Below are 22,146 nucleotides of genomic sequence, written 5' to 3'. Positions count from 1 at the left end.
ATCGGGCGATTACAGTACTTTATGCGGCCCGAAACATTCGTAATGAATGTTGTCTTTATTCACACCCAACTCCACCAGCTGCTTCGCGGCATACTGCATAAACGCGACCGGTCCGCAGACGTAAAACTGCATCTCCGGCGCGCTGAATGCCCCCTCGTGCTGACTCAAATTCATCAGACCTTCGCTGTCAAAGCGTGCGGCTGCACGGTCGGCATCCGTCGGCAGACGATACCAGGTATGGGCGGTAAAGCGTGGCAGACCGGAAGCCAGCGTATTCACTTCATCGGCAAACGCGTGCACTTCACCGTTCTCGGCGGCGTGGAACCAGTTTATCTGCGCGCTGTGGTTTGATTTAGCGAGGGTGTCGAGCATCGCCAGCATTGGCGTCTGGCCCACCCCGGCTGAGATCAGGGTGACCGGCGTATTCGCCTCAACCGCCATAAAGAAATCGCCCGCAGGCGCGGCCAGATGAACCACATCACCCACGTTAGCCTCGTTATGCAGCCAGTTTGATACCTGGCCGCCATCTTCGCGTTTTACGGCAATGCGATAACGTTTTCCGTCTGGTTTGCGGGTCAGGGAGTACTGGCGAATCTCCTGGTGCGGGAAACCTTCAGGCTTCAGCCACACGCCCAGATACTGCCCCGGCTGATAATCAGCGACCGGCTTGCCATCCACCGGCTCGAACTCAAAACTGGTGATGAGCTGGCTGCGCGGCGTTTTCTCGACGATGCGGAAAGCGCGGGTACCTTCCCAGCCGCCTGTCTTACTGGCGTTTTCGCTGTAGATCTGTGCTTCACGATTAATGAACACATTTGCCAGCACGCCGTAGGCTTTCCCCCACGCATCCAGCACCTCCTGGCCCGGGCTAAACATCTCATCCAGTGTGGCCAGCAGATGGCCGCCGACGATATTGTACTGCTCCGGTTTGATCTGGAAGCTGGTGTGCTTCTGCGCAATTTTTTCCACGGCAGGCAGCAACGCCGCCAGGTTTTCGATATTACTGGCGTAGGCTGCGATGGCGTTGAACAGGGCTTCGCGCTGATCGCCGTTACGCTGGTTGCTCATGTTGAAAATCTCTTTCAACTCCGGGTTATGCGTAAACATACGATCGTAGAAATGGGCGGTGAGTTTCGGGCCGGTTTCGACCAGCAGGGGAATAGTGGCTTTAACTGTGGCGATGGTTTGAGCGTCGAGCATAGCAGCGTCCTTCAGTGGTGTTTTTAATGATGCATTTTAAATGCATCTTATAAAAAATACCCCTGCGTTGTAAATGGTTCTTTGCAACGTGAAAAATATGCATCACAAACCTGAAAAGAAATCCGTTGAAAATGATGAGGGCTTTATTCCTCAAACCCTTGCGTGGCGGGTAGGAAAACGTTTGCGTAAAATCGTTTGTCAAGACCTGTTATCACAGAACTAATCAGTTATACTGTTGCCCGTCGTCCAACAGGACTGCCTTTTCAGGCCAAAATTTTATTGTTAGCTGAGTCAGGAGATGCGGATGTTAAAGCGTGAAATGAACATTGCCGATTATGATGCCGAACTGTGGCAGGCTATGGAGCAGGAAAAAGTACGTCAGGAAGAGCACATCGAACTGATCGCCTCCGAAAACTACACCAGCCCGCGCGTAATGCAGGCGCAGGGTTCTCAGCTGACCAACAAATACGCTGAAGGTTACCCGGGCAAACGCTACTACGGCGGTTGCGAGTACGTTGATATCGTTGAGCAACTGGCCATCGATCGCGCTAAAGAACTGTTTGGCGCCGACTACGCTAACGTACAGCCGCACTCTGGCTCTCAGGCTAACTTCGCGGTCTACACCGCGCTGCTGCAACCGGGCGATACCGTTCTGGGTATGAACCTGGCGCAAGGCGGCCACCTGACTCACGGCTCTCCGGTTAACTTCTCAGGCAAACTGTACAACATCATTCCTTACGGCATTGATGAGTCCGGTAAAATTGACTACGAAGACATGGCGAAGCAGGCGCAGACCCACAAACCGAAGATGATTATCGGCGGTTTCTCTGCTTACTCCGGTATCGTTGACTGGGCAAAAATGCGTGAAATCGCAGACAGCATCGGTGCTTACCTGTTCGTTGACATGGCGCACGTTGCCGGCCTGATTGCTGCAGGCGTTTATCCGAACCCGGTTCCGCATGCTCACGTTGTGACCACCACCACGCACAAAACCCTGGCGGGCCCACGCGGTGGCTTGATCCTGGCGAAAGGTGGCGACGAAGAGCTGTACAAAAAGCTGAACTCTGCCGTATTCCCAAGCGCGCAGGGCGGCCCACTGATGCACGTTATCGCGGCGAAAGCGGTGGCGCTGAAAGAAGCGATGGAGCCAGAGTTTAAAGTTTACCAGCAGCAGGTTGCTAAAAACGCCAAAGCGATGGTGGACGTCTTCCTGAACCGCGGTTACAAAGTGGTTTCCGGTGGTACTGAGAACCACCTGTTCCTGCTGGACCTGGTTGATAAAAACCTGACCGGTAAAGAAGCTGACGCTGCCCTTGGCCGTGCCAACATCACCGTGAACAAAAACAGCGTGCCAAACGATCCGAAGAGCCCGTTCGTGACCTCCGGTATCCGTATCGGTTCTCCGGCTGTTACTCGCCGCGGCTTTAAAGAAGCGGAAGTGAAAGAGCTGGCAGGCTGGATGTGTGATGTTCTGGACAATATCAATGACGAAGCGGTTATCGAGCGCGTTAAAGGTAAAGTTCTGGAAATCTGCGCACGTTTCCCGGTATACGCTTAATCTTTCTGTTTGCAGAAATAAAAAAGGCCGCGATTGCGGCCTTTTTTTATGGGTTAACGCCGGTCAAGGGAGAGGGCTCCCGGTCCCACTATCGCCAGTAAAATAAACGCTCCGGCAATACTGATATTCTTGTAGAAGTTAATCATATTCGGCATGACGGCATCACCGGTCATATCCCAGTAGTGGTGGCCGATAATCGCGGTACCCAGCGTGTAAAATACAAAGAGTACGGCAACAGGGCGGGTGAAAAAGCCCAGCACGATCAGGATGGCGGCAGGCACCTCCATTACCACCGCAATAATGGCCGCCAGCATGGGCATGGGTGTACCCAGCGACGTCATATATTGTACGGTCCCGCTAAACCCCGTCAGTTTTGGATAGCCGAAGATGATAAACAGTACGACAAGCGCGATACGACCTATTAACAGCAACAGGTGACGTGCCTGGCCGAAATCTAAATAGCGAAGTGAGTTCATGGCAGAAATACCTCTGCAAGTGGAGTAATTTAAACGTAATACACATTTTCATTCCCTGCCATAAGTCAGATGACTGCACAATATGTTAAATTTTCGTTAATTTATAGCAGGCTATCGACTTGCTTAATTTTTGTATTCTCGCCAGACTATGGCCTCCATTTCGGGAGGGATTCATGGTCTTGCATTCCACGCGCTGGCTGGCGCTCAGTTATTTCACCTATTTCTTTAGCTACGGTATTTTTCTGCCTTTCTGGAGCGTCTGGCTCAAGGGGATCGGCCTGACGCCCGAGACCATAGGTATCCTGCTTGGCGCTGGTCTGGTGGCACGTTTCCTGGGAAGCCTGCTGATCGCACCGCGCGTCAGCGATCCCTCCTTGCTGATTAAGGCGGTACGCATTCTGGCGCTGTTGACGCTGGTCTTTGTCGCCTGTTTCTGGGTGAGCCACCAGTTTGCATGGCTGATGGTGGTGATGGTCGGTTTTAACCTCTTTTTCTCGCCACTGGTTCCGCTGACGGATGCCCTGGCAAACACCTGGCAAAAACAGATAACGATGGATTATGGCCGCGTGCGGCTGTGGGGCTCAATTGCCTTTGTCATCGGCTCTGCACTGGTGGGTAAACTGGTTAGCCTTTACGATTACCGTGCGATCCTTGCGCTGCTGAGTATCGGCATTGCCTCCATGCTGCTAGGGATGCTGTTGCGTCCATCGGTAATGCCGCAAGGTGAGAGCCGTCATCAGGAAAGCGCCGGCTGGCCGGCCTGGCGAAGCCTGGTGGCAAAAAGCTGGCGTTTCCTGGCCTGCGTCTGTCTGCTGCAGGGCGCGCACGCGGCGTACTATGGTTTCAGCGCCATCTACTGGCAGGGGGCAGGATACTCCGCATCTGCAGTGGGTTACCTGTGGTCGCTTGGTGTGGTCGCTGAGGTGATTATCTTCGCGCTGAGCAAAAAGCTGTTCCGGCGCTTCGGCGCGCGCGATCTGCTCCTGCTTTCTGCAGTCTGTGGTGTTATACGGTGGGGCATTATGGGCTGGACGACGGAGCTGCCGTGGCTGATCGTGGCGCAAATTCTGCACTGCGGCACCTTCACGGTATGTCACCTGGCGGCTATGCGCTATATCGCCGCGCGTGAAGGCGGGGATGTCATTCGGTTGCAGTCGGTTTATTCGGCAGTGGCGATGGGCGGCAGCATTGCGGTGATGACGGTCTTTGCGGGCTTCCTTTACCAGCATCTGGGACACGGGGTCTTCTGGGTTATGGCGCTTGTCGCCCTACCGGCGATGTTCGTTCGTCCTAAAGTCGCCGCGCGCGCGTAGCTACGATTCCAGCATGGCGCGAATATGTTCTTGCTGCTGCGTGTTCAGCGTCTCAACGGCGTGGATCAGCGGTGGTGAGAACAGGGGCAGAGCGGTCGGGTAAGGGGTGATGACCAGCGCCGCTTCGCGCGGTGCCCCCTCTTTCTGATAGGCCTGCAGCGTCTGATATCGAATGTTGAGCGGCAGCAACGTCAATTCGCGCAGTTGCTGCTCAATCACGTCCTCACAGGATTTATCCTCTCCCGTCAATAACACCACCTGCTTCTCATGCAGATCGGTCTCCTGCATCAGCCAGGCGCCGAAAATGACCGCCACCAGGCTCATCTCTTCATCAGAAAAACGCAGCCCGAATTCCGCTTCCAGCTCAAACAACGCCTCTTTGGTGGTGCGTAACAGGCGGGGGTAGAGACGATGGATCTCTTCCGGCAGGCTATTGTCGATGCCTATCTCAAACAGCGAGCGGTCCAGCGCCTGGGCCAGATGAATATAAAGCTGGTCGGTCAGCCCCTGTTCATCGCTAAAGTTCATCCCGGTTTGCGCCCGAAAACGGGCGACCATGCGCACAATTGCCCGGCGCAGACGCTGATCCTGCTGATGCTTATCAAGCACAGGGTCAGGGGTGCGCAGCATCATAAACAGCAGCGCGAGAAAAAGTTGTTCATCGCTGTGGGTCCCTTGTGGCACACGGCGTTTCCAGTGACGAACAATCTCCTGAGCGGTGAAATATTCCCCTCTTGATTGCGTCCAGTTACGCTGCACCGATGAAAACTGCGGGGTATTCCCCAGATGATGCTGCATCAGGCAATACTGCAGATAGAGCTGCAAAAACTGTACGTCCCGGCAATCAAACGGGCGCTGAAGCTTGCGCGAGCAGAAGCTGATCAACGCCCGCAGGTTGGTATCATCATAGAGAGGCCGGGCAATGCCCTGCTGTTTAAGCGCGGTTTTCAGCGCGGGGGTAAACTGATGCGAAACGAATTGCGGACACAGCCGCATAGCCCTGCGCAGCCAGTGCAGCAGGCATAAACGTTGATTCAGGGCTGAGCCTTCAATCCGGTAGCTGCCGTCATGGTACGTGACGATGTCGAGCCGGTGATAGCGCTGGATTTCATCGCGCGTCTCGGCTATATCTTGCCGTGCCATAGCGTCGTCCACGCCATTGGCAGCGATAATGCTCTGTGCGGTAACGGCAGCATCGGGCAGGTAAAGCATTAAAAGCACCTGGCAGCGGCGCTGCGAACTGGAAAGCACAGATGGAATTTCAAGCGTCGTCATCATCTGTCGGGTATCCAGTGGGAATGTTTGATAAGAATAGCTAAAGGATGGGCGCTGAAAAGCGCGCCGGCAGGCCTTTCACTCAGGATTGCTGGCGAACATCACAGAATTTATGACGTGAGGAATTGATGCAAACAGTTAAACAAAGCGCAATGGCGTTATTTTTGACGGTGATCCCCTTTGCTGTCGTCGCGCATCCTCACAGTTTTATCAGCCTGAAAACCGAGCTGGTAACGGACGGAACGCAACTCAGTGGCCTGAAAATGCGCTGGACGATGGATGAAATCACCTCGGCTGACCTGCTGTACGATGCCGGGAATGCAAAACCCGGGGATGAAATCTGGAAAAAGCTGGCGGCGGAAGTGATGGCCAACGTGCTTGGTCAGCACTATTTCACCGAGTTCTGGCACAACGGACAAAAAGTGAAATTTATGAATCGGCCGACGGAATATGGCATGACCCGCGACGGACATCAGGCGGTACTGACGTTTGTCCTGCCGCTGGCGCATCCGCAGCCGCTGGCTGGGCAGACCTATACGTTTTCCACCTTTGATCCCACTTACTATGTCGATATGCATTACGCAGAGGAGAGTGATGTGACGTTACCGGCAGCCCTGCAAAAAACCTGCACGATGGCAATGCACACGCCAAAACCGAGCGAAGAGACGCTCAATTTTGCGGTCTCTCTCGATAAAGAAGATGCACCACCCGAAGACATGGAGCTGGGTAAACAGTTCGCACAGCAGGTGACGTTGCAATGTCAGTGATCGCGTCTCCGGCACGAAAATCACGCCGCTGGCTTCATCTCTGGCCGCTGGCGCTCTTTTTGCTGCTGGCCGTGTGCGGCGCGTTGTGGCTATGGCACGCCTGGCCGCAGGTGATGATGAAAAGCATTGTCTGGCAGCGCGAGGTCAACCAGCAGATGAGCGGCTTACTGAAGGCGGTGGCGGAGAACCCGACGAAGGCAGGCGGTTCTCTTCTGGCCTTCAGCTTTCTCTACGGTGTCCTGCATGCGCTGGGGCCGGGACACGGCAAAATCGTGATCGCGACCTGGCTTGCGACCCATCCGTCCAGGCTCAAATCAAGCATCGGGTTGACCCTCGCATCTTCGCTGCTTCAGGGCGGCGTGGCGATTGCACTGGTGGTGGTCGTCCTGTCGTTATTACGCCTTCCTGCTCGTCAGTTGCATATCAGCAGTTTCTGGCTGGAGAAGGGGAGTTATGCGCTGGTCGGTGTGCTGGGTCTGCTCCTGTGCTGGCGGGCACTGAAAAAACTGCGGGCTTTGCTGCACAAACCCCAGTTCAGGGCTTTTACGCCGCACCATGAACACACTGCGAACTGCGGCTGTGGGCATCAGCATCTGCCGACGCAGGCGCAGCTGCAGAACGGTGATGACTGGCGAGCGCGGCTGATGGTTGTGTTCTCAATGGGTATGCGTCCGTGTTCAGGGGCAATCATGGTGCTGTTGTTCAGTAAGGTGATGGGTGTATTTGGCTGGGGAATGCTCTCGGCATTGGCCATGGCGGCCGGGACGTCACTCACGATTTCGTCACTGGCACTGCTGGTGCACAGTTTCCGTCAACTGGCGGTCAAACTCAGCGGCAATAAAACGCCGGTGCTGTGGCAGCAGGTCGGATGGACAACGCTCGCGCTGGCGGGCGGGATGATTCTGCTGGTGGCTGCGGTAACGATGTGGATGAGCGCGGTGCCGGTGGGAAGGGGATTAAGGCCGTTTTAGTCAGGTACAGCATGGTGCCCTTTCCCGGCGGGAGAGGGCACCGCAGGCTGGATTAACGCTTCAGCGCGTCGCTCAGCTCATCACGCATGTTTGCCAGCATGGCTTTAACAACACGTGGGTTACCTGCAACGATGTTGCCAGTCGTCAGATGGTTGTGGCCGCCGGTGAAATCGCAAACGATGGCGCCTGATTCACGCGCGATCAGCTCGCCCGCTGCAAAATCCCACGGCTTCAGTGACAGCTCAAAGTAACCGTCAACGCGACCGGTAGCCACATAGGCCAGGTCCAGCGCGGCAGAACCGGTGCGACGGAAGTCCGCGCATTCGGTGAACAGTTTGCCCAGGATATTCATGTAAGTGGTTGCGTGCTGCTTCGCCTTGAACGGGAAGCCAGTTGCCAGAATGGTACCGTCGAGGTCGCGTGCATTGCTGCAGCGCAGACGGTAGCCGTTCAGCTGCGCGCCCTGACCGCGGGTCGCGGTGAACAGTTCGTTACGCATTGGATCGTAAACCACGGCGACTTCTGTACGGCCTTTAATGCGTACTGCGATAGACACGGAGAAGTGTGGCAGACGTTTGACGAAGTTGGTGGTGCCATCCAGTGGATCGATAACCCATTGAACATCCTGATCGGTACCTTCAAGTTCACCGCTTTCTTCGGTGATGATGGTGTGCTGCGGGTAAGATTTGCGGATGGTATCGATAATAATCGCTTCAGCGGCTTTATCGACGTTGGTTACGAAATCATTGCTGCCTTTCTGGCTGGTTTCAACAGAATCTGGCGTTTCGTAGTGTTTGGCAATTACATTACCCGCCTTGCGCGCTGCGCGCACGGCGATGGTCAGCATCGGATGCATCGGTCTCTCTCACTGGATGTTAAAGAACGGGAAAATCGGCGCAGAGTATAGCAGCGAGATCGGAATATGTCTCTCGTTTATGATAATATGGCCGAATATTCTTCAGACACAGAATCCAGACATTAAAACTATGCTGCAAAACATTCGAATCGTGCTGGTCGAAACATCGCACACTGGCAATATGGGCTCCGTAGCCCGCGCTATGAAAACCATGGGCTTAACGAACCTGTGGCTGGTTAACCCACTGGTGAAACCCGACTCACAGGCTATCGCTCTGGCTGCGGGTGCCAGCGATGTCATTGGTAACGCACAGATCGTGGATACTCTGGACGAAGCCCTGGCAGGGTGCAGTCTGGTGGTCGGGACCAGCGCCCGCTCCCGTACACTGCCGTGGCCGATGCTGGATCCGCGTGAATGCGGTCTGAAAAGCGTCTCTGAAGCCGAACAGGCTCCTGTAGCGCTGGTATTTGGCCGTGAACGCGTGGGCCTGACCAACGATGAACTGCAGAAGTGCCATTACCACGTGGCCATTGCCGCTAACCCGGAATACAGCTCCCTGAACCTGGCAATGGCCGTTCAGGTGATTGCCTATGAAGTGCGTATGGCGTGGCTGGCGACGCAGGAAAAAGCAACGGCAGAGCCGCAGGAAGAGGCCGTCTACCCGCTGGTGGACGATCTGGAGCGCTTCTATGGTCACCTGGAGCAGACCCTGCTCTCTACCGGTTTCATCCGTGAAGGTCACCCGGGGCAGGTAATGAACAAGCTGCGCCGCCTGTTTACCCGTGCACGTCCGGAAAGCCAGGAACTGAACATTCTGCGCGGGATTCTGGCGTCGATTGAGCAAAAGAATAAAGAGTAGTGCCCATCCTGGTGATACGGCACGGAAGGTTAAATACCTGACTAAAACAGTCAAGTAAATAGTTGACCATTTTAGTCAGGAATGTCAGACTTGGCCCTGCTATGCAATACCCCCATTTTACTATAAAAAACCCCGGGCAGGGGCGAGTTTGAGGTTAAGTAAGACATGAGACTGACATCTAAAGGGCGTTATGCCGTGACCGCGATGCTGGACGTTGCGCTCAACTCCGAAGCGGGCCCGGTTCCGTTGGCTGATATTTCTGAACGACAAGGGATCTCCCTCTCCTATCTGGAGCAGCTGTTCTCCCGACTGCGTAAAAATGGACTGGTTTCCAGCGTTCGTGGCCCAGGTGGCGGTTATCTGCTGGGTAAAGACGCGGGCAGTATTGCAGTTGGCGAAGTGATCAGTGCCGTTGACGAATCCGTTGATGCGACCCGTTGCCAGGGTAAAGGCGGCTGCCAGGGCGGCGATAAGTGCCTTACCCACGCGCTGTGGCGCGACCTGAGCGATCGTCTGACCGGCTTCCTGAACAATATCACCTTAGGTGAACTGGTAAATAACCAGGAAGTTCTGGATGTCTCTGGCCGTCAGCACAGCCAGGACTCCCAACGCAGCACCCGCGGGCAGGACGCGATCGACGTCAAATTACGCGCGTAATAAAAAGATAAGTATTTCAGAATCAGGCCGGAGCGTTCGCTCGCTCCGTGTACTCGGTCGTACATCCAGCCGGTTGCCTGATTCCTTGCATTGAAGCGATGTACGGAGTTTATAGAGCAATGAAATTACCGATTTATCTCGACTACTCCGCAACCACGCCGGTGGACCCGCGTGTTGCCGAGAAAATGATGCAGTGTCTGACCCTGGACGGAAACTTTGGTAACCCAGCTTCCCGTTCACACCGTTTTGGCTGGCATGCTGAAGAGGCGGTAGATATCGCCCGTAATCAGATTGCTGACCTGGTAGGTGCCGACCCGCGTGAGATTGTATTCACCTCCGGTGCGACCGAATCCGATAACCTGGCGATCAAAGGTGCGGCCAACTTTTATCAGAAAAAAGGCAAGCACATCATCACCAGCAAAACCGAACACAAAGCCGTGCTGGACACCTGCCGTCAGCTCGAGCGTGAAGGTTTCGACGTGACTTACCTGGCACCACAGAGCAACGGTATCATCGACCTGAAAGAGCTCGAAGCGGCCATGCGTGATGACACCATTCTGGTCTCCATCATGCACGTAAACAACGAAATTGGCGTTGTGCAAGATATCGCGACCATCGGCGAAATGTGCCGTGCGCGCGGCATCATCTACCACGTAGACGCCACCCAGAGCGTGGGCAAACTGCCTATCGATCTGAGCCAGCTGAAAGTGGACCTGATGTCCTTCTCCGGCCACAAAATCTATGGCCCGAAAGGTATTGGTGCACTGTACGTTCGTCGTAAACCGCGTATCCGCATCGAAGCACAGATGCACGGTGGCGGTCACGAGCGCGGTATGCGTTCCGGTACGCTGCCTGTTCACCAGATCGTGGGTATGGGCGAAGCTTACCGTATTGCGAAAGAAGAGATGGAAACCGAGATGGCGCGCCTGCGCACGCTGCGTAACCGTCTGTGGGATGGCGTGAAAGATATGGAAGAAGTGTATCTGAACGGCGATCTCGAACAGGGCGCACCAAACATTCTCAACGTCAGCTTCAACTATGTTGAAGGTGAATCGCTGATTATGGCGCTGAAAGACCTGGCGGTTTCTTCCGGTTCTGCCTGTACGTCTGCAAGCCTGGAGCCATCCTATGTGCTGCGCGCACTGGGCATGACTGACGAGCTGGCACACAGCTCTATCCGTTTCTCTTTAGGTCGTTTCACTACCGAAGAAGAGATTGACTACACCATCAAGCTGGTTCGCAACTCCATCGGTCGTCTGCGTGACCTTTCTCCACTGTGGGAAATGTTCAAGCAGGGCGTGGATCTGAACAGCATTGAATGGTCACATCACTAATCGGTACATAAGGAGAATTCAACATGGCATACAGCGAAAAAGTTATTGATCATTACGAGAACCCGCGCAACGTTGGCTCTTTTGACAACAGCGACGAAAGCGTAGGTAGCGGTATGGTCGGTGCGCCAGCGTGTGGCGACGTGATGAAGCTGCAGATTAAAGTCAACAATGAAGGTATCATTGAAGACGCGCGCTTCAAGACCTACGGCTGCGGTTCTGCTATCGCCTCCAGCTCCCTGGTCACCGAATGGGTGAAGGGCAAGTCCCTGGACGAAGCACAGGCAATCAAGAACACGGATATTGCTGAAGAACTCGAACTGCCACCCGTGAAAATTCACTGTTCTATCCTGGCAGAAGACGCGATCAAAGCCGCCATTGCGGATTACAAAAGCAAACGTGAAGCAAAATAATTGAGGTTTGAGTATGTCGATTACCCTTAGCGACAGCGCTGCCGCGCGAGTAAGCTCTTTTCTGGCGAACCGTGGTAAAGGCTTTGGCCTGCGACTGGGCGTACGTACCTCCGGCTGTTCTGGTATGGCTTACGTACTGGAGTTTGTTGACGAACCGGCGTCTGATGACACCGTATTTGAAGACAAGGGCGTGAAGGTGGTGGTCGATGGCAAAAGCCTGCAATTCCTCAATGGCACTCAGCTGGACTTTGTAAAAGAAGGCCTGAACGAAGGGTTCAAATTCACGAACCCGAACGTCAAAGACGAGTGTGGTTGCGGCGAAAGCTTCCACGTTTAACCGCGCATCATCCGAAACCCCACCGCAGGACTCCTGTGCGTGGGGTTTGTTCTAACAGGCTACCCCTGAGATTGTTATGGATTACTTCACTCTCTTCGGACTACCCGCTCAATACCCGATTGATCTGCAGGCGCTCACGATCCGCTTCCAGGATCTGCAGCGTCAGTATCATCCGGATAAATTCGCCAGTGGTACTCAGTCAGAGCAATTGGCTGCGGTATCGCAATCTGCGACCATCAATCAGGCCTGGCAGACGCTGCGCCATCCACTGTCTCGCGCTGAGTATCTGCTCTCGCTTCATGGCTTTGATCTGGCGAGTGAACAGCACACCGTGCGTGATACGGCGTTTTTGATGGAACAGCTGGAACTGCGTGAAGAGCTGGATGAGATTGAACAGGCCAAAGATGAAGCGCGTCTGGAAAGCTTCATCAAGCGCGTAAAAGGCATGTTCGATACCCGCCATCAACTGATGGTGGAGCAACTGAACAACGAGACCTGGGATGTGGCGGCAGACACTGTGCGCAAACTCCGTTTTCTCGATAAACTGCGAAGCAGTGCTGAACAACTCGAAGAAAAGCTGCTCGATTTTTAATTTCGGAAGCAATTATGGCCTTATTACAAATTAGTGAGCCTGGCTTAAGTGCCGCACCGCACCAGCGTCGTCTGGCGGTAGGTATTGATCTGGGCACCACCAATTCTCTCGTGGCGACCGTGCGAAGCGGCCAGGCGGAAACACTGGCTGACGAGCAGGGCCGTCATCTGCTGCCTTCCGTGGTCCACTACCAACAGCAGGGCCACGCGGTTGGCTACGACGCACGCGCGAACGCCGCGCGCGATCCGGCAAACACCATCAGTTCCGTAAAACGCATGATGGGCCGCTCCCTCGCCGATATTCAGACCCGTTATCCGCATCTGCCGTATCAGCTGCAGGCCAGTGAAAACGGCCTGCCAATGATTGCCACGACAGCGGGGCTGCTGAACCCGATCCGCGTTTCTGCTGATATCCTCAAAGCGCTGGCGGCGCGTGCTACGGCAACGCTCGGCGGCGATCTCGATGGCGTGGTCATTACCGTTCCGGCCTACTTTGATGATGCACAGCGTCAGGGCACCAAAGACGCGGCGCGTCTGGCGGGACTGCACGTTCTGCGCCTGCTGAACGAACCGACGGCGGCCGCCATTGCCTACGGCCTGGACTCCGGTCAGGAAGGGGTGATCGCGGTTTACGATCTGGGGGGCGGGACCTTTGATATCTCTATCCTGCGCTTAAGCCGTGGGGTGTTTGAAGTGCTGGCTACCGGCGGTGATTCTGCGCTGGGTGGCGATGACTTCGACCATCTGCTGGCCGATTTCATTCGTGAGCAGGCGGGTATTCCCGATCGCAGCGATGCACGCGTGCAGCGTGAACTGCTGGACGTGGCCATCGACGCGAAAATCGCGCTGAGCGATGCGCAGTCTGTCACCGTCAACGTGGCGGGCTGGCAGGGGGAAATCACCCGGGAACAGTTTAACGACCTGATCGCGCCTTTGGTGAAACGCACTCTGCTGGCCTGCCGTCGCGCACTGAAAGATGCGGGCGTTGAGGCTGACGAGGTGCTGGAAGTGGTCATGGTTGGCGGCTCCACGCGCGTACCGCTGGTGCGTGAACGGGTGGGTGAATTCTTTGGCCGCACGCCGCTGACGTCCATCGACCCGGATAAAGTGGTTGCCGTGGGCGCGGCTATCCAGGCGGATATTCTGGTCGGCAACAAGCCGGACAGCGAGATGTTGCTGCTGGATGTTATTCCGCTCTCCCTGGGTTTAGAAACCATGGGGGGACTGGTGGAGAAAGTCATTCCGCGTAACACCACCATTCCGGTGGCGCGCGCGCAGGAATTCACCACCTTCAAAGACGGCCAGACCGCGATGTCCATCCATGTGATGCAGGGCGAGCGCGAACTGGTGCAGGACTGTCGTTCACTGGCGCGCTTTGCGCTGCGCGGTATTCCTGCGCTGCCTGCGGGCGGTGCGCATATTCGCGTTACCTTCCAGGTGGATGCGGACGGCCTGCTGAGCGTCACGGCGATGGAGAAATCCACCGGCGTTGAGTCGTCTATCCAGGTGAAGCCGTCCTACGGCCTGACCGATGGTGAGATCGCCTCCATGATTCAGGATTCAATGAGCTACGCCGAACAGGATGTGAAGGCGCGTATGCTGGCAGAACAGAAAGTTGAAGCCGCACGCGTGCTGGAAAGTCTGAACGGTGCGCTCGCTGCCGACGCCGCGCTGTTAAGCGCCGCTGAGCGTCAGGTGATTGACGAGGCTGCCGCGCGCTTAAGCGCAGTGGCCGAAGGCAATGATGCTGATGCAATAGAAGAAGCCATTAAAAACGTTGATAAACAAACCCAGGACTTTGCTGCTCGCCGCATGGACAAATCTGTCCGCGTCGCGCTGAAAGGCCAGTCCGTGGACGAGGTTTAATATGCCAAAGATTGTTATTTTGCCTCATGCGGACCTCTGTCCGGATGGTGCTGTTCTGGAAGCGAAGACCGGTGAGACCATTCTCGATGTTGCCCTGCGTAACGGTATCGAAGTGGAACACGCCTGTGAAAAATCCTGTGCCTGCACAACCTGCCACTGCATCGTGCGTGAAGGTTTTGACTCTCTGGCCGAGAGCACCGAAGATGAAGACGACATGCTGGATAAAGCATGGGGTCTGGAGCCAGACAGCCGTTTGAGCTGCCAGGCTCTGGTGACCGATGAAGATCTGGTCGTGGAATTCCCACGCTACACCATCAACCACGCACGCGAGCACTGATATGGGACTGAAGTGGACTGACAGCCGTGAAATCGGCGAAGCGCTCTACGACGCTAACCCGGATCTCGATCCTAAAACCGTACGCTTCACCGATATGCATCAGTGGATCTGCGATTTAGACGATTTTGACGACGATCCAAACGCATCCAATGAAAAAATTCTGGAGGCGATTCTGTTAGTCTGGTTAGATGAAGCAGAATAAATCACCTTACGGGCTGCCTTCAGGCGGCCCGTTTGCTAATAAGGATAAATAAAATGACCGAAGCGATGAAGATTACGATCTCGAATCAGCCTGCTGACGCGCGCTGGGGCGAGAAAGCCACCTACAGTATCAACAACGACGGTATTACCCTGCACCTGACTGGCAACGATGATTTGGGTCTGATTCAGCGCGCGGCGCGCAAAATTGATGGTCTGGGCATTAAACATGTCACCCTGGACGGCGAAGGCTGGGATATCGACCGCAGCTGGGCATTCTGGGCGGGTTACAAAGGACCGAAAGGCAGCCGTAAAATCGAGTGGGCGACGCTCGACGAAGCGGGTCAGAAAGAGCTGGAAAGCCGTCTGACCATTATCGACTGGGTGCGCGATACCATTAACGCCCCGGCAGAAGAGCTGGGTCCTGAACAACTTGCGCAGCGCGCCGTTGATCTGCTGTGCGGCGTGGCGGGCGACAAAATGTCTTACCGCATCACCAAAGGTGAAGACCTGCGCGAGCAGAACTATATGGGGATCCACACCGTGGGTCGCGGTTCCGAGCGTCCTCCGGTATTGCTGGCGCTGGATTACAACCCAACCGGTGATAAAGCAGCACCGGTATTTGCCTGCCTGGTCGGGAAAGGCATCACGTTCGATACCGGCGGTTACAGCCTGAAGCAGAGCGCGTTCATGGACTCCATGAAGTCCGATATGGGCGGTGCGGCAACCATCACCGGCGCGCTGGCGTTTGCCATTACGCGCGGTCTGAACAAGCGCGTGAAGCTTTACCTGTGCTGTGCGGACAACATGGTGAGCGGTAATGCCTTTAAGCTCGGCGACATCATTCGCTACCGTAACGGTAAAAACGTGGAAGTGATGAACACCGATGCGGAAGGTCGTCTGGTGCTGGCCGATGGTCTCATCGACGCGTCTGCGCAGAAGCCAGAGCTGATTATCGACATGGCGACCCTGACCGGTGCGGCGAAAACCGCGCTGGGCAACGACTACCATGCGCTGTTCAGCTTTGACGACAAACTGGCAGCCCGTCTGCTGGCAAGCGCGGCCGCGGAGAACGAACCGTTCTGGCGTCTGCCGCTGGCCGAATTCCACCGCAGCCAGCTGCCGTCTAACTTCGCCGAACTGAACAACACCGCGAGCGCAGCCTATCCGGCGGGTGCGAGCACGGCGGCCGGCTTCCTGTCTCACTTCGTTGAGAACTATCACGAAGGCTGGCTGCACATCGACTGCTCCGCAACCTACCGTAAAGCGGCCGTTGAGCAGTGGTCTGCAGGGGCAACGGGACTGGGCGTGCGTACTATCGCGAACCTGTTGACTGCCGAGTAATTGTCTTTGTCCGGCGGCGCTGTGCTTGTCCGGGCCTACGGTTTTGTAGGCCTGTTAGCCTTGCGCCAGCCGACATTATGTTGAAGTAGCCAAACTATGTCTGAAACGAAAAACGAATTAGAAACTCTGCTGGAACAGGCGGCGACCGAGCCCGCCCACCGTCCGGCATTTTTCCGCACGTTGCTGGAGTCCACCGTCTGGGTTCCGGGAACCGCAGCAGAAGGCGAACAGGTTGTTGAAGACAGCGCGCTGGACCTGCTCCACTGGGAGAAAGACGACGGCACGTCGGTGATCCCGTTCTTCACCTCGCTGGAAGCGCTGCAGCAGGCTGTTGAAGACGAGCAGGCGTTCGTGGTGATGCCGGTGCGCACTCTCTTCGAAATGACGCTGGGCCAGACCTTGTTCCTCAACGCCAAACTGCCAACCGGGAAAGAGTTCACCCCGCGTGAAATCAACCATCTGATTGGCGAGGAGGGCAACCCGCTCAGTACGCAGGAAGTGCTGGAAGGGGGCGAAACGCTGCTGTTGTCTGAAGTAGCCGACCCCCCTGCGCAGATGATTGATTCGCTGACCACGCTGTTCAAAACCCTCAAACCCGTGAGGCGCGCGTTCCTCTGCTCTGTTAAAGAGAGCACGGATGAACAGCCGGTACTGCTGATTGGCATTGAAGCAGACGGCGATATCGAGGAGATTATTCAGGCTGCGGGCAGTGTTGCCACCGATACGCTGCCGGGTGATGAGCCGATCGATATCTGTCAGGTGAAGAAGGATGAGAAGGGCATCAGCCACTTTATTACCGAGCACATCACGCCGTTTTACGAGCGTCGCTGGGGCGGATTCCTGCGCGATCTCAAAACCACCCGCATTATCTGATTACGCGGGGTGATTTTTCACCCCGTCGCTTCCAGCAGCAGTAAATCCATCAGCAGGACCAGATTCGACTCAAACGACGTCACGCCAGCGGCTTCTGCGGCGTAATGTACCGCCTCGTCATATAAGGCAAAGTGCAAATCTGCCATTCCCGCCAGCGTATTGGCCGAAGCGCGCGTAAAAGCCACGACCGTCATCCCCACGTTTTTAGCGATTCGCGCTTTATCCAGCACCTGTTCGGTTTCACCGCTGCGTGAGACGGCGATAAACACCTGATACCGCGCAGCGTTGCTGAGGAAAATGTTTCGGCTATCGCCCGGCCCGGAAATAAACGCCGTTTTGCCCAGCACCTGCAATTTCTTGGTGAGGTACTCGGCGAAGAGATAAGAGAAGCCGGCGCCATAAAGAAAGAAGCTCTCTTTCTGGTGCAGTAACGTCGAAAATTGCGCGCGCTTCTCCTGCGTTACCCACTGAAAGGTGTGTTGATAGTTCGCGATAAATTGACTGAAAAGCGCCGGCAGTTCGGGGCGCTGTTGTGCCTGCGCGGCGATATACGGCGTCTCGGTTAACAGCTGTTTGCAGTGCCAGATAAATTCGCTGAAACCGCTGAAGCCTAATTTCTGACACAGACGCATAATGGTGGCGGTTGAGACGAACGTCGCCTGCGCCAGTTCGCGCACCGTAATATTGCCCACCAGCAGAGGATGATCTGTCAGGTGGGCCAGCACGCGATATTCCGCGCGGGTCAGTGACGCCCCGCGCGTTAACAGCGTGGCCAGGCGGTTATCCATTATTTGGCCGGTTCAACGGGCAAATCGTCTCGTGCACCCCATTCACTCCAGGCGCCATCATAGAGCGTCACGTCGTTTACACCGAGTGTGGCGAGCGCCAGAATCACCACGCAGGCCGTGACGCCGGACCCGCAACTGGCAATAATGGGACGATGCAAATCCACGCCCTGACGATCAAAAATGGCGCGCAGCTCATCGGTCGTTTTTAATTCACCTTCAAACACCAGATCGCCCCACGGCACATTCAACGCGCCGGGAATATGGCCGCGCTTCAGCCCCGGACGCGGTTCATCCGCCTGGGCGTTAAAGCGCGCTGCAGGGCGGGCATCGACAATTTGCGCCGTTTTTTCATGGCTGACCACCAGCACGTCGGTCAGACGTTTTACCTGATGCGCATCAAACGTCGCGTCGAACTCGCCTTCCGGCAGCGTCACGTCGCCTTGCTGCAATGGCAGTTCATCACGCTTCCAGCCCGCGAGGCCGCCTGCAAGAATTGAGACTTTCTCCACGCCAAAGTTTTTCAGCATCCACCAGGCGCGCGGTGCGGAGAAGAGGTTACCTTCATCGTAAACCACGAGGTGTTTGTCACGATTAACGCCAAGTTCGCGCATCGCCACGGAGAACGCTTCCGGGCGCGGCAGCATGTGCGGGAGAGGGGAGTTATGGTCGGACAGGGCTTCAATATCAAAAAATACCGCGCCCGGCAAATGCCCTGCGCGGTATTCTGCGACCATATCGCGAAGGTGTTCCTGCCCGGCAGGTGCCATACGCGCGTCAATAATCTGTACTTCCGGATCGTCACCGTGCTCAATCAGCCAGTCGGCGGCGACAAAATATGAGGTGGACATGGGTTGCCTCCATTCTTTTCCGTAAAAAAGGATTGTCGGTGTTTTTTCTGACACCGACAAGCAAACCACGTTCAACTCGCGAGCACGACCCTATTTTTTCACCGCTTCACCGTTCTGCCAGGCTTTTTGCAGCGCAGGCCAGTAGTCACGGTTGGCGTCAATCATGTCATCGAGAATCGCTTTCGCGTGCTCCATGGTGGGCACGGTACGGTTAAGGGTGAACGCCTGTAGCGCTTTTTCGTAGCTGCCTTCAATGGTCGCTTCCACCAGCAGCTGTTCAGAGGCGAGCTGCTGTTGTAGCAGCGTCTGATGGAACAGCGGGACCCGACCCACGCGGATAGGCTCTGGCCCTTCAGAGGTGATGTAGGCCGGGACTTCCACCACCGCGTCGTACGGCAGATTGGTTATCGCCCCGCGGTTTTCCACCATTACCAGATGGCGCTGACGCAGGTTAAATGCCAGCGAGCAGGCGACATCGACAATAAACTCGCCGTGGACGCCCACGTGGAAGGCATCCGGTAAAATCCCGGTACGCTTATACTCTTCTGCGGCGGCAAACAGCTTTTTCTCACGCCCGTTCATCACTTCGTTCGCGCGGGTATAGTCCGGGTTCTGATGCTCCACAATCTGGTTTGGCATCAGGTAGTACTGCAGATAGGGGTTTGGCAGATATTCCGGGAAGTTATCCATGATGGGCTTGATGTTGCGCCAGGTTTTCACCCACGACGGATCCGAGTGCTGCGGATCCGTTTTGGCCGCATCTTCCGTCAGCAGGCCGAACCTCGCGATATGCCGACGCAGTTCCGGCAGCTTGTCCTCGCCGTCCACCCGCACGCGGGTAAACCAGCCGAAGTGGTTCAGACCAAAGTAGTCCACCTCCAGCTTGTGGCGGTCCACACCCAAAATGGCCCCCATGTTACGCATCGCCGCCACTGGCATATCGCAGATATTAAGCACGCGGGCGTCCGGTCGCAGGCGGCGCACCCCTTCCGCAACGATCGCTGCCGGGTTGGAATAGTTCACGATCCAGGCTTTTTCATGCGCGTAGCGATCCACCAGATCGATCAGCTCGACCATCGGCAGGATCGTGCGCAGGCCGTATGCCAGCCCGCCAGGACCGCAGGTTTCCTGGCCCACCACGCCGTGGCGCAGCGGGATCTTCTCATCCTGCTCACGCATTCTGTACTGGCCGACACGCATCTGGGCGAAGACAAAGTGCGCCCCGCTGAACGCGACTTCCGGGTCTGTGGTCACGGTGAAGGTAATGCTCTGGCTATGGTCGCGAATGACCTTCTCCACCACCGGTGCAATGGTGTTCTGGCGTGCTTCGTCGATATCGTAGAGGCGAATCTCGGCCAGCGGGAAGTCCTGCAGGCGTACCATCAGGCTTTTCACGATACCTGGCGTATAGGTGCTGCCGCCACCGGCAATCGACAGAATAAAAGGGGGTGTAAACATCTTTAGCTCCTCTCAGAGAAACGTCTCAACGGCTTCTCGCATTTTTTTGACATGCAGCCCGTAGACCACCTGAACGTTGTTACCTTGTTTGATAATCCCTTTCGCGCCGGTCGCTTTCAGGCGCGGCTCGTCGATGATGGAGACATCCTTCACCGTGACGCGTAAGCGGGTGTAGCAGTTATCCACTACCTCAATGTTTTCCCGGCCTCCCAGTCCCACCACGATGGATTCACCCAGCCCGTCATTGTTCCCCTTCGCCTGATACTCCTGTTTGCTGTACAGGCGCGTCTCCTGATCGTCATCCTCGCGTCCCGGCGTCTTCATGTTGAAGCGCAGGATCAGGAAGCGGAACACCACAAAATAGAGCGCGAACATGATGAGCCCGACCACGATGTACATCGGCCAGTTGGACTTCTCCGTGCCGAGCGGCAGGTTATAAAGAATAAAATCGATAATTCCGTTAGCGCCGATGGCATGAACACCGAACAGGGAGAAAAGCATCATGCCGATGCCGGTCAGCACCGCATGTACCACAAACAGCAGTGGAGCGACGAACAGGAACGAAAACTCAATCGGCTCGGTAACGCCCACCAGCAAAGAGGTTAATGCTGCCGGGATCAGGATGGCTTTGGCTGCCGCTTTGCGCTCCGGCCTGGCGGTCATGTACATCGCCAGCGCCGCCGCGGGCAGGCCAAACATTTTGCTGATGCCGCGCGCGTCCCACACTACCGTGCTGCTCAACTGCTTCACTTCCGGACAAGCCATTTCGGCGAAATAGATATTGCGTGCGCCCTGATAAACCGTGCCGCATACCTCTTGCGTCCCCCCAAGTTCGGTATACAGGAAGGGGGTATAGACCAGATGATGCAGGCCGGTCGGCACCAGAATACGTTCCAGGAAGCCGTAAATGGCCACCCCAACAGGCCCGGAACCTTTGATCGCCAGCGCCAGTGCGCTGATGCCATGCTGGGCAAATGGCCACAGTTCGCTCATCACGACGCCGAGCAGCATTGAGACAGGAAGCATGACGATGGCGACGAAACAGTGGCCGGAATAGATGGCCATCGCGCCGTTAAACTGTACGCCGGAGTATTTGTTGTACAGGTATCCGGACAGCGCCCCGGTCAGGATCCCGGCGAAAACGCCCATCTCCAGCACCTGCACGCCCAGCACCATACTTTGCCCGGCGGCTTTCATCTGGTCAGCGGGGGCCAGTTTGCCCTGGAGCTGCAGCGTAACGTTCATCGCGTTAATGAAAACAACAAAGGTCACCAGGCCGATCAGGGCCGCATAGCCTTTATCACGCGTGGCCAGGCCAATCGGTATCCCGACGGCAAACACCAGTGCCAGGTTAACCAGTACTGACACGGCCGATTTCGCGATAAGCTGACCAACATGCTGAATCAGCGGATGGCCGAGAAACGGCACATACTCTGCGAGGTTACCGTTCCCCAGGACGTTACCGAATGCGATAAACAGACCGACGATCGGTAAGATAAGTACCGGTCCGTACAACGATTTTCCGAAATTTTGTAGGGCGTTCACGGCTCGTTTCATGACTGTCTCTCTTAGTGAACCGCGCACTCGGGGTGCGTCTTGAGCTTAAAGCTAGCAGGCTAAAGGCGAGGTAATCCAGCTATCTTCTTGTTTTAAAAACAAATGACGTAAAAGGTAACATGTGACGTTTGCGACTGTGATCGGCATAGCAGTGCCTGAGTAAAGGCGTCGTCGCTCTGCGAGGTGCTTTCCAGATTCTAAAATTAGACTTTTTGTATTAATGAAACTTGCGGATAATACTTATCCGGAAGACGACCAACAGGCTCCATGGGC

Annotated in this window: 23 protein-coding genes; 15 read left to right on the top strand and 8 right to left on the bottom strand. The window is 55.7% G+C overall.

Features of this window, described 5'->3' with window-relative positions:
* Positions 1–9 precede the first annotated feature (9 nt).
* The gene (gene hmpA, locus JTA15_RS11925; RefSeq protein WP_219372332.1) at positions 10–1,200 is read right to left on the bottom strand and encodes an NO-inducible flavohemoprotein; all 1,191 of its coding nucleotides are present in this window, start codon (positions 1,198–1,200) and stop codon (positions 10–12) included.
* A gap of 304 nt (positions 1,201–1,504) precedes the next feature.
* On the opposite strand from hmpA, the gene glyA reads away from it, so the two are divergent.
* Positions 1,505–2,758: a serine hydroxymethyltransferase gene (glyA, locus tag JTA15_RS11920; protein ID WP_040018155.1), complete on the top strand. Its 1,254-nt coding sequence runs from the start codon at positions 1,505–1,507 to the stop codon at positions 2,756–2,758.
* A 53-nt stretch (positions 2,759–2,811) separates the two neighbouring features.
* Here glyA and JTA15_RS11915 read toward each other — a convergent pair whose 3' ends face one another.
* Positions 2,812–3,234, bottom strand: a complete 423-nt coding sequence (locus JTA15_RS11915) for a DoxX family protein (RefSeq protein WP_014171191.1) — start codon at positions 3,232–3,234, stop codon at positions 2,812–2,814.
* Positions 3,235–3,407: 173 nt separating this feature from the next.
* On the opposite strand from JTA15_RS11915, the gene JTA15_RS11910 reads away from it, so the two are divergent.
* Positions 3,408–4,547 carry a 3-phenylpropionate MFS transporter gene (locus tag JTA15_RS11910; RefSeq protein ID WP_219372331.1) on the top strand — a complete coding sequence of 380 codons (1,140 nt, stop codon included), beginning with the start codon at positions 3,408–3,410 and terminating at the stop codon, positions 4,545–4,547.
* Here the strand turns inward: JTA15_RS11910 and csiE are convergent, their stop codons facing one another.
* Entirely contained in the window at positions 4,548–5,825 is a 1,278-nt protein-coding gene (csiE, locus tag JTA15_RS11905) for a stationary phase inducible protein CsiE (protein ID WP_014171189.1), read from the bottom strand.
* Positions 5,826–5,950: 125 nt separating this feature from the next.
* On the opposite strand from csiE, the gene JTA15_RS11900 reads away from it, so the two are divergent.
* Positions 5,951–6,589 carry a DUF1007 family protein gene (locus JTA15_RS11900; RefSeq protein ID WP_020883017.1) on the top strand — a complete coding sequence of 213 codons (639 nt, stop codon included), beginning with the start codon at positions 5,951–5,953 and terminating at the stop codon, positions 6,587–6,589.
* Positions 6,580–7,560 carry a nickel/cobalt transporter gene (locus JTA15_RS11895; RefSeq protein WP_219372330.1) on the top strand — a complete coding sequence of 327 codons (981 nt, stop codon included), beginning with the start codon at positions 6,580–6,582 and terminating at the stop codon, positions 7,558–7,560. Before JTA15_RS11900 ends, JTA15_RS11895 begins: the two co-directional genes overlap by 10 nt.
* A 52-nt stretch (positions 7,561–7,612) precedes the next feature.
* Here the strand turns inward: JTA15_RS11895 and suhB are convergent, their stop codons facing one another.
* Positions 7,613–8,416, bottom strand: a complete 804-nt coding sequence (suhB, locus tag JTA15_RS11890; protein ID WP_020883019.1) for an inositol-1-monophosphatase — start codon at positions 8,414–8,416, stop codon at positions 7,613–7,615.
* Between the two features lie 130 nt (positions 8,417–8,546).
* On the opposite strand from suhB, the gene trmJ reads away from it, so the two are divergent.
* The 11 genes from trmJ to sseB all read left to right on the top strand — a co-directional run bounded on the left by trmJ (position 8,547) and on the right by sseB (position 17,222).
* On the top strand, positions 8,547–9,275 hold the full coding sequence (gene trmJ, locus JTA15_RS11885; RefSeq protein WP_032669904.1) for a tRNA (cytosine(32)/uridine(32)-2'-O)-methyltransferase TrmJ: 729 nt from the start codon (positions 8,547–8,549) through the stop codon (positions 9,273–9,275).
* 165 nt (positions 9,276–9,440) lie between these two features.
* Positions 9,441–9,932, top strand: a complete 492-nt coding sequence (gene iscR, locus JTA15_RS11880) for a Fe-S cluster assembly transcriptional regulator IscR (protein WP_020883021.1) — start codon at positions 9,441–9,443, stop codon at positions 9,930–9,932.
* A 119-nt stretch (positions 9,933–10,051) separates the two neighbouring features.
* Entirely contained in the window at positions 10,052–11,266 is a 1,215-nt protein-coding gene (gene iscS / locus JTA15_RS11875; RefSeq protein ID WP_020883022.1) for a cysteine desulfurase, read from the top strand.
* Positions 11,267–11,289: 23 nt separating this feature from the next.
* On the top strand, positions 11,290–11,676 hold the full coding sequence (gene iscU / locus JTA15_RS11870) for a Fe-S cluster assembly scaffold IscU (RefSeq protein WP_003860661.1): 387 nt from the start codon (positions 11,290–11,292) through the stop codon (positions 11,674–11,676).
* Between the two features lie 13 nt (positions 11,677–11,689).
* On the top strand, positions 11,690–12,013 hold the full coding sequence (iscA, locus tag JTA15_RS11865; protein ID WP_003860659.1) for an iron-sulfur cluster assembly protein IscA: 324 nt from the start codon (positions 11,690–11,692) through the stop codon (positions 12,011–12,013).
* A 76-nt stretch (positions 12,014–12,089) separates the two neighbouring features.
* Positions 12,090–12,605, top strand: a complete 516-nt coding sequence (hscB, locus tag JTA15_RS11860; protein ID WP_014171181.1) for a co-chaperone HscB — start codon at positions 12,090–12,092, stop codon at positions 12,603–12,605.
* 14 nt (positions 12,606–12,619) lie between these two features.
* Positions 12,620–14,470 (top strand): Fe-S protein assembly chaperone HscA, encoded by a 1,851-nt coding sequence (hscA, locus tag JTA15_RS11855; RefSeq protein ID WP_025203461.1) that lies wholly within the window; start codon positions 12,620–12,622, stop codon positions 14,468–14,470.
* A 1-nt stretch (position 14,471) separates the two neighbouring features.
* Positions 14,472–14,807, top strand: a complete 336-nt coding sequence (gene fdx, locus JTA15_RS11850) for an ISC system 2Fe-2S type ferredoxin (RefSeq protein ID WP_014171179.1) — start codon at positions 14,472–14,474, stop codon at positions 14,805–14,807.
* A gap of 1 nt (position 14,808) precedes the next feature.
* Complete coding sequence (gene iscX, locus JTA15_RS11845) at positions 14,809–15,009, top strand: Fe-S cluster assembly protein IscX (RefSeq protein WP_014171178.1); 201 nt, start codon at positions 14,809–14,811, stop codon at positions 15,007–15,009.
* Between the two features lie 53 nt (positions 15,010–15,062).
* Complete coding sequence (gene pepB / locus JTA15_RS11840) at positions 15,063–16,349, top strand: aminopeptidase PepB (RefSeq protein ID WP_020883024.1); 1,287 nt, start codon at positions 15,063–15,065, stop codon at positions 16,347–16,349.
* 96 nt (positions 16,350–16,445) lie between these two features.
* Entirely contained in the window at positions 16,446–17,222 is a 777-nt protein-coding gene (gene sseB, locus JTA15_RS11835) for an enhanced serine sensitivity protein SseB (RefSeq protein ID WP_025203462.1), read from the top strand.
* Between the two features lie 17 nt (positions 17,223–17,239).
* On the opposite strand, the gene JTA15_RS11830 is transcribed toward sseB, so the two are convergent.
* The 4 genes from JTA15_RS11830 to JTA15_RS11815 form a co-directional block, all read right to left on the bottom strand.
* Positions 17,240–18,010 carry a MurR/RpiR family transcriptional regulator gene (locus tag JTA15_RS11830; protein WP_219372329.1) on the bottom strand — a complete coding sequence of 257 codons (771 nt, stop codon included), beginning with the start codon at positions 18,008–18,010 and terminating at the stop codon, positions 17,240–17,242.
* Positions 18,010–18,858 (bottom strand): 3-mercaptopyruvate sulfurtransferase, encoded by an 849-nt coding sequence (sseA, locus tag JTA15_RS11825; protein WP_025203463.1) that lies wholly within the window; start codon positions 18,856–18,858, stop codon positions 18,010–18,012. The genes JTA15_RS11830 and sseA overlap by 1 nt, the downstream gene beginning before the upstream one ends.
* Positions 18,859–18,948: 90 nt before the next feature.
* Entirely contained in the window at positions 18,949–20,316 is a 1,368-nt protein-coding gene (locus tag JTA15_RS11820) for a 6-phospho-alpha-glucosidase (RefSeq protein WP_014171173.1), read from the bottom strand.
* A gap of 12 nt (positions 20,317–20,328) precedes the next feature.
* Positions 20,329–21,873 (bottom strand): PTS transporter subunit EIIC, encoded by a 1,545-nt coding sequence (locus tag JTA15_RS11815; protein ID WP_219372328.1) that lies wholly within the window; start codon positions 21,871–21,873, stop codon positions 20,329–20,331.
* Positions 21,874–22,146 lie beyond the last annotated feature (273 nt).

Source organism: Enterobacter sp. BIDMC 29 (genome assembly GCF_019378755.1).
GTDB lineage: Bacteria > Pseudomonadota > Gammaproteobacteria > Enterobacterales > Enterobacteriaceae > Enterobacter > Enterobacter ludwigii.
This window is presented reverse-complemented; position numbering and strand designations above follow the sequence as displayed.

Coding starts and splice junctions, on each gene's coding strand:
- hmpA (WP_219372332.1), bottom strand. CDS start 1,200: ATGCTCGACGCTCAAACCATCGCCACAGTTAAAGCCACTATTCCCCTG.
- glyA (WP_040018155.1), top strand. CDS start 1,505: ATGTTAAAGCGTGAAATGAACATTGCCGATTATGATGCCGAACTGTGG.
- JTA15_RS11915 (WP_014171191.1), bottom strand. CDS start 3,234: ATGAACTCACTTCGCTATTTAGATTTCGGCCAGGCACGTCACCTGTTG.
- JTA15_RS11910 (WP_219372331.1), top strand. CDS start 3,408: ATGGTCTTGCATTCCACGCGCTGGCTGGCGCTCAGTTATTTCACCTAT.
- csiE (WP_014171189.1), bottom strand. CDS start 5,825: ATGATGACGACGCTTGAAATTCCATCTGTGCTTTCCAGTTCGCAGCGC.
- JTA15_RS11900 (WP_020883017.1), top strand. CDS start 5,951: ATGCAAACAGTTAAACAAAGCGCAATGGCGTTATTTTTGACGGTGATC.
- JTA15_RS11895 (WP_219372330.1), top strand. CDS start 6,580: ATGTCAGTGATCGCGTCTCCGGCACGAAAATCACGCCGCTGGCTTCAT.
- suhB (WP_020883019.1), bottom strand. CDS start 8,416: ATGCATCCGATGCTGACCATCGCCGTGCGCGCAGCGCGCAAGGCGGGT.
- trmJ (WP_032669904.1), top strand. CDS start 8,547: ATGCTGCAAAACATTCGAATCGTGCTGGTCGAAACATCGCACACTGGC.
- iscR (WP_020883021.1), top strand. CDS start 9,441: ATGAGACTGACATCTAAAGGGCGTTATGCCGTGACCGCGATGCTGGAC.
- iscS (WP_020883022.1), top strand. CDS start 10,052: ATGAAATTACCGATTTATCTCGACTACTCCGCAACCACGCCGGTGGAC.
- iscU (WP_003860661.1), top strand. CDS start 11,290: ATGGCATACAGCGAAAAAGTTATTGATCATTACGAGAACCCGCGCAAC.
- iscA (WP_003860659.1), top strand. CDS start 11,690: ATGTCGATTACCCTTAGCGACAGCGCTGCCGCGCGAGTAAGCTCTTTT.
- hscB (WP_014171181.1), top strand. CDS start 12,090: ATGGATTACTTCACTCTCTTCGGACTACCCGCTCAATACCCGATTGAT.
- hscA (WP_025203461.1), top strand. CDS start 12,620: ATGGCCTTATTACAAATTAGTGAGCCTGGCTTAAGTGCCGCACCGCAC.
- fdx (WP_014171179.1), top strand. CDS start 14,472: ATGCCAAAGATTGTTATTTTGCCTCATGCGGACCTCTGTCCGGATGGT.
- iscX (WP_014171178.1), top strand. CDS start 14,809: ATGGGACTGAAGTGGACTGACAGCCGTGAAATCGGCGAAGCGCTCTAC.
- pepB (WP_020883024.1), top strand. CDS start 15,063: ATGACCGAAGCGATGAAGATTACGATCTCGAATCAGCCTGCTGACGCG.
- sseB (WP_025203462.1), top strand. CDS start 16,446: ATGTCTGAAACGAAAAACGAATTAGAAACTCTGCTGGAACAGGCGGCG.
- JTA15_RS11830 (WP_219372329.1), bottom strand. CDS start 18,010: ATGGATAACCGCCTGGCCACGCTGTTAACGCGCGGGGCGTCACTGACC.
- sseA (WP_025203463.1), bottom strand. CDS start 18,858: ATGTCCACCTCATATTTTGTCGCCGCCGACTGGCTGATTGAGCACGGT.
- JTA15_RS11820 (WP_014171173.1), bottom strand. CDS start 20,316: ATGTTTACACCCCCTTTTATTCTGTCGATTGCCGGTGGCGGCAGCACC.
- JTA15_RS11815 (WP_219372328.1), bottom strand. CDS start 21,873: ATGAAACGAGCCGTGAACGCCCTACAAAATTTCGGAAAATCGTTGTAC.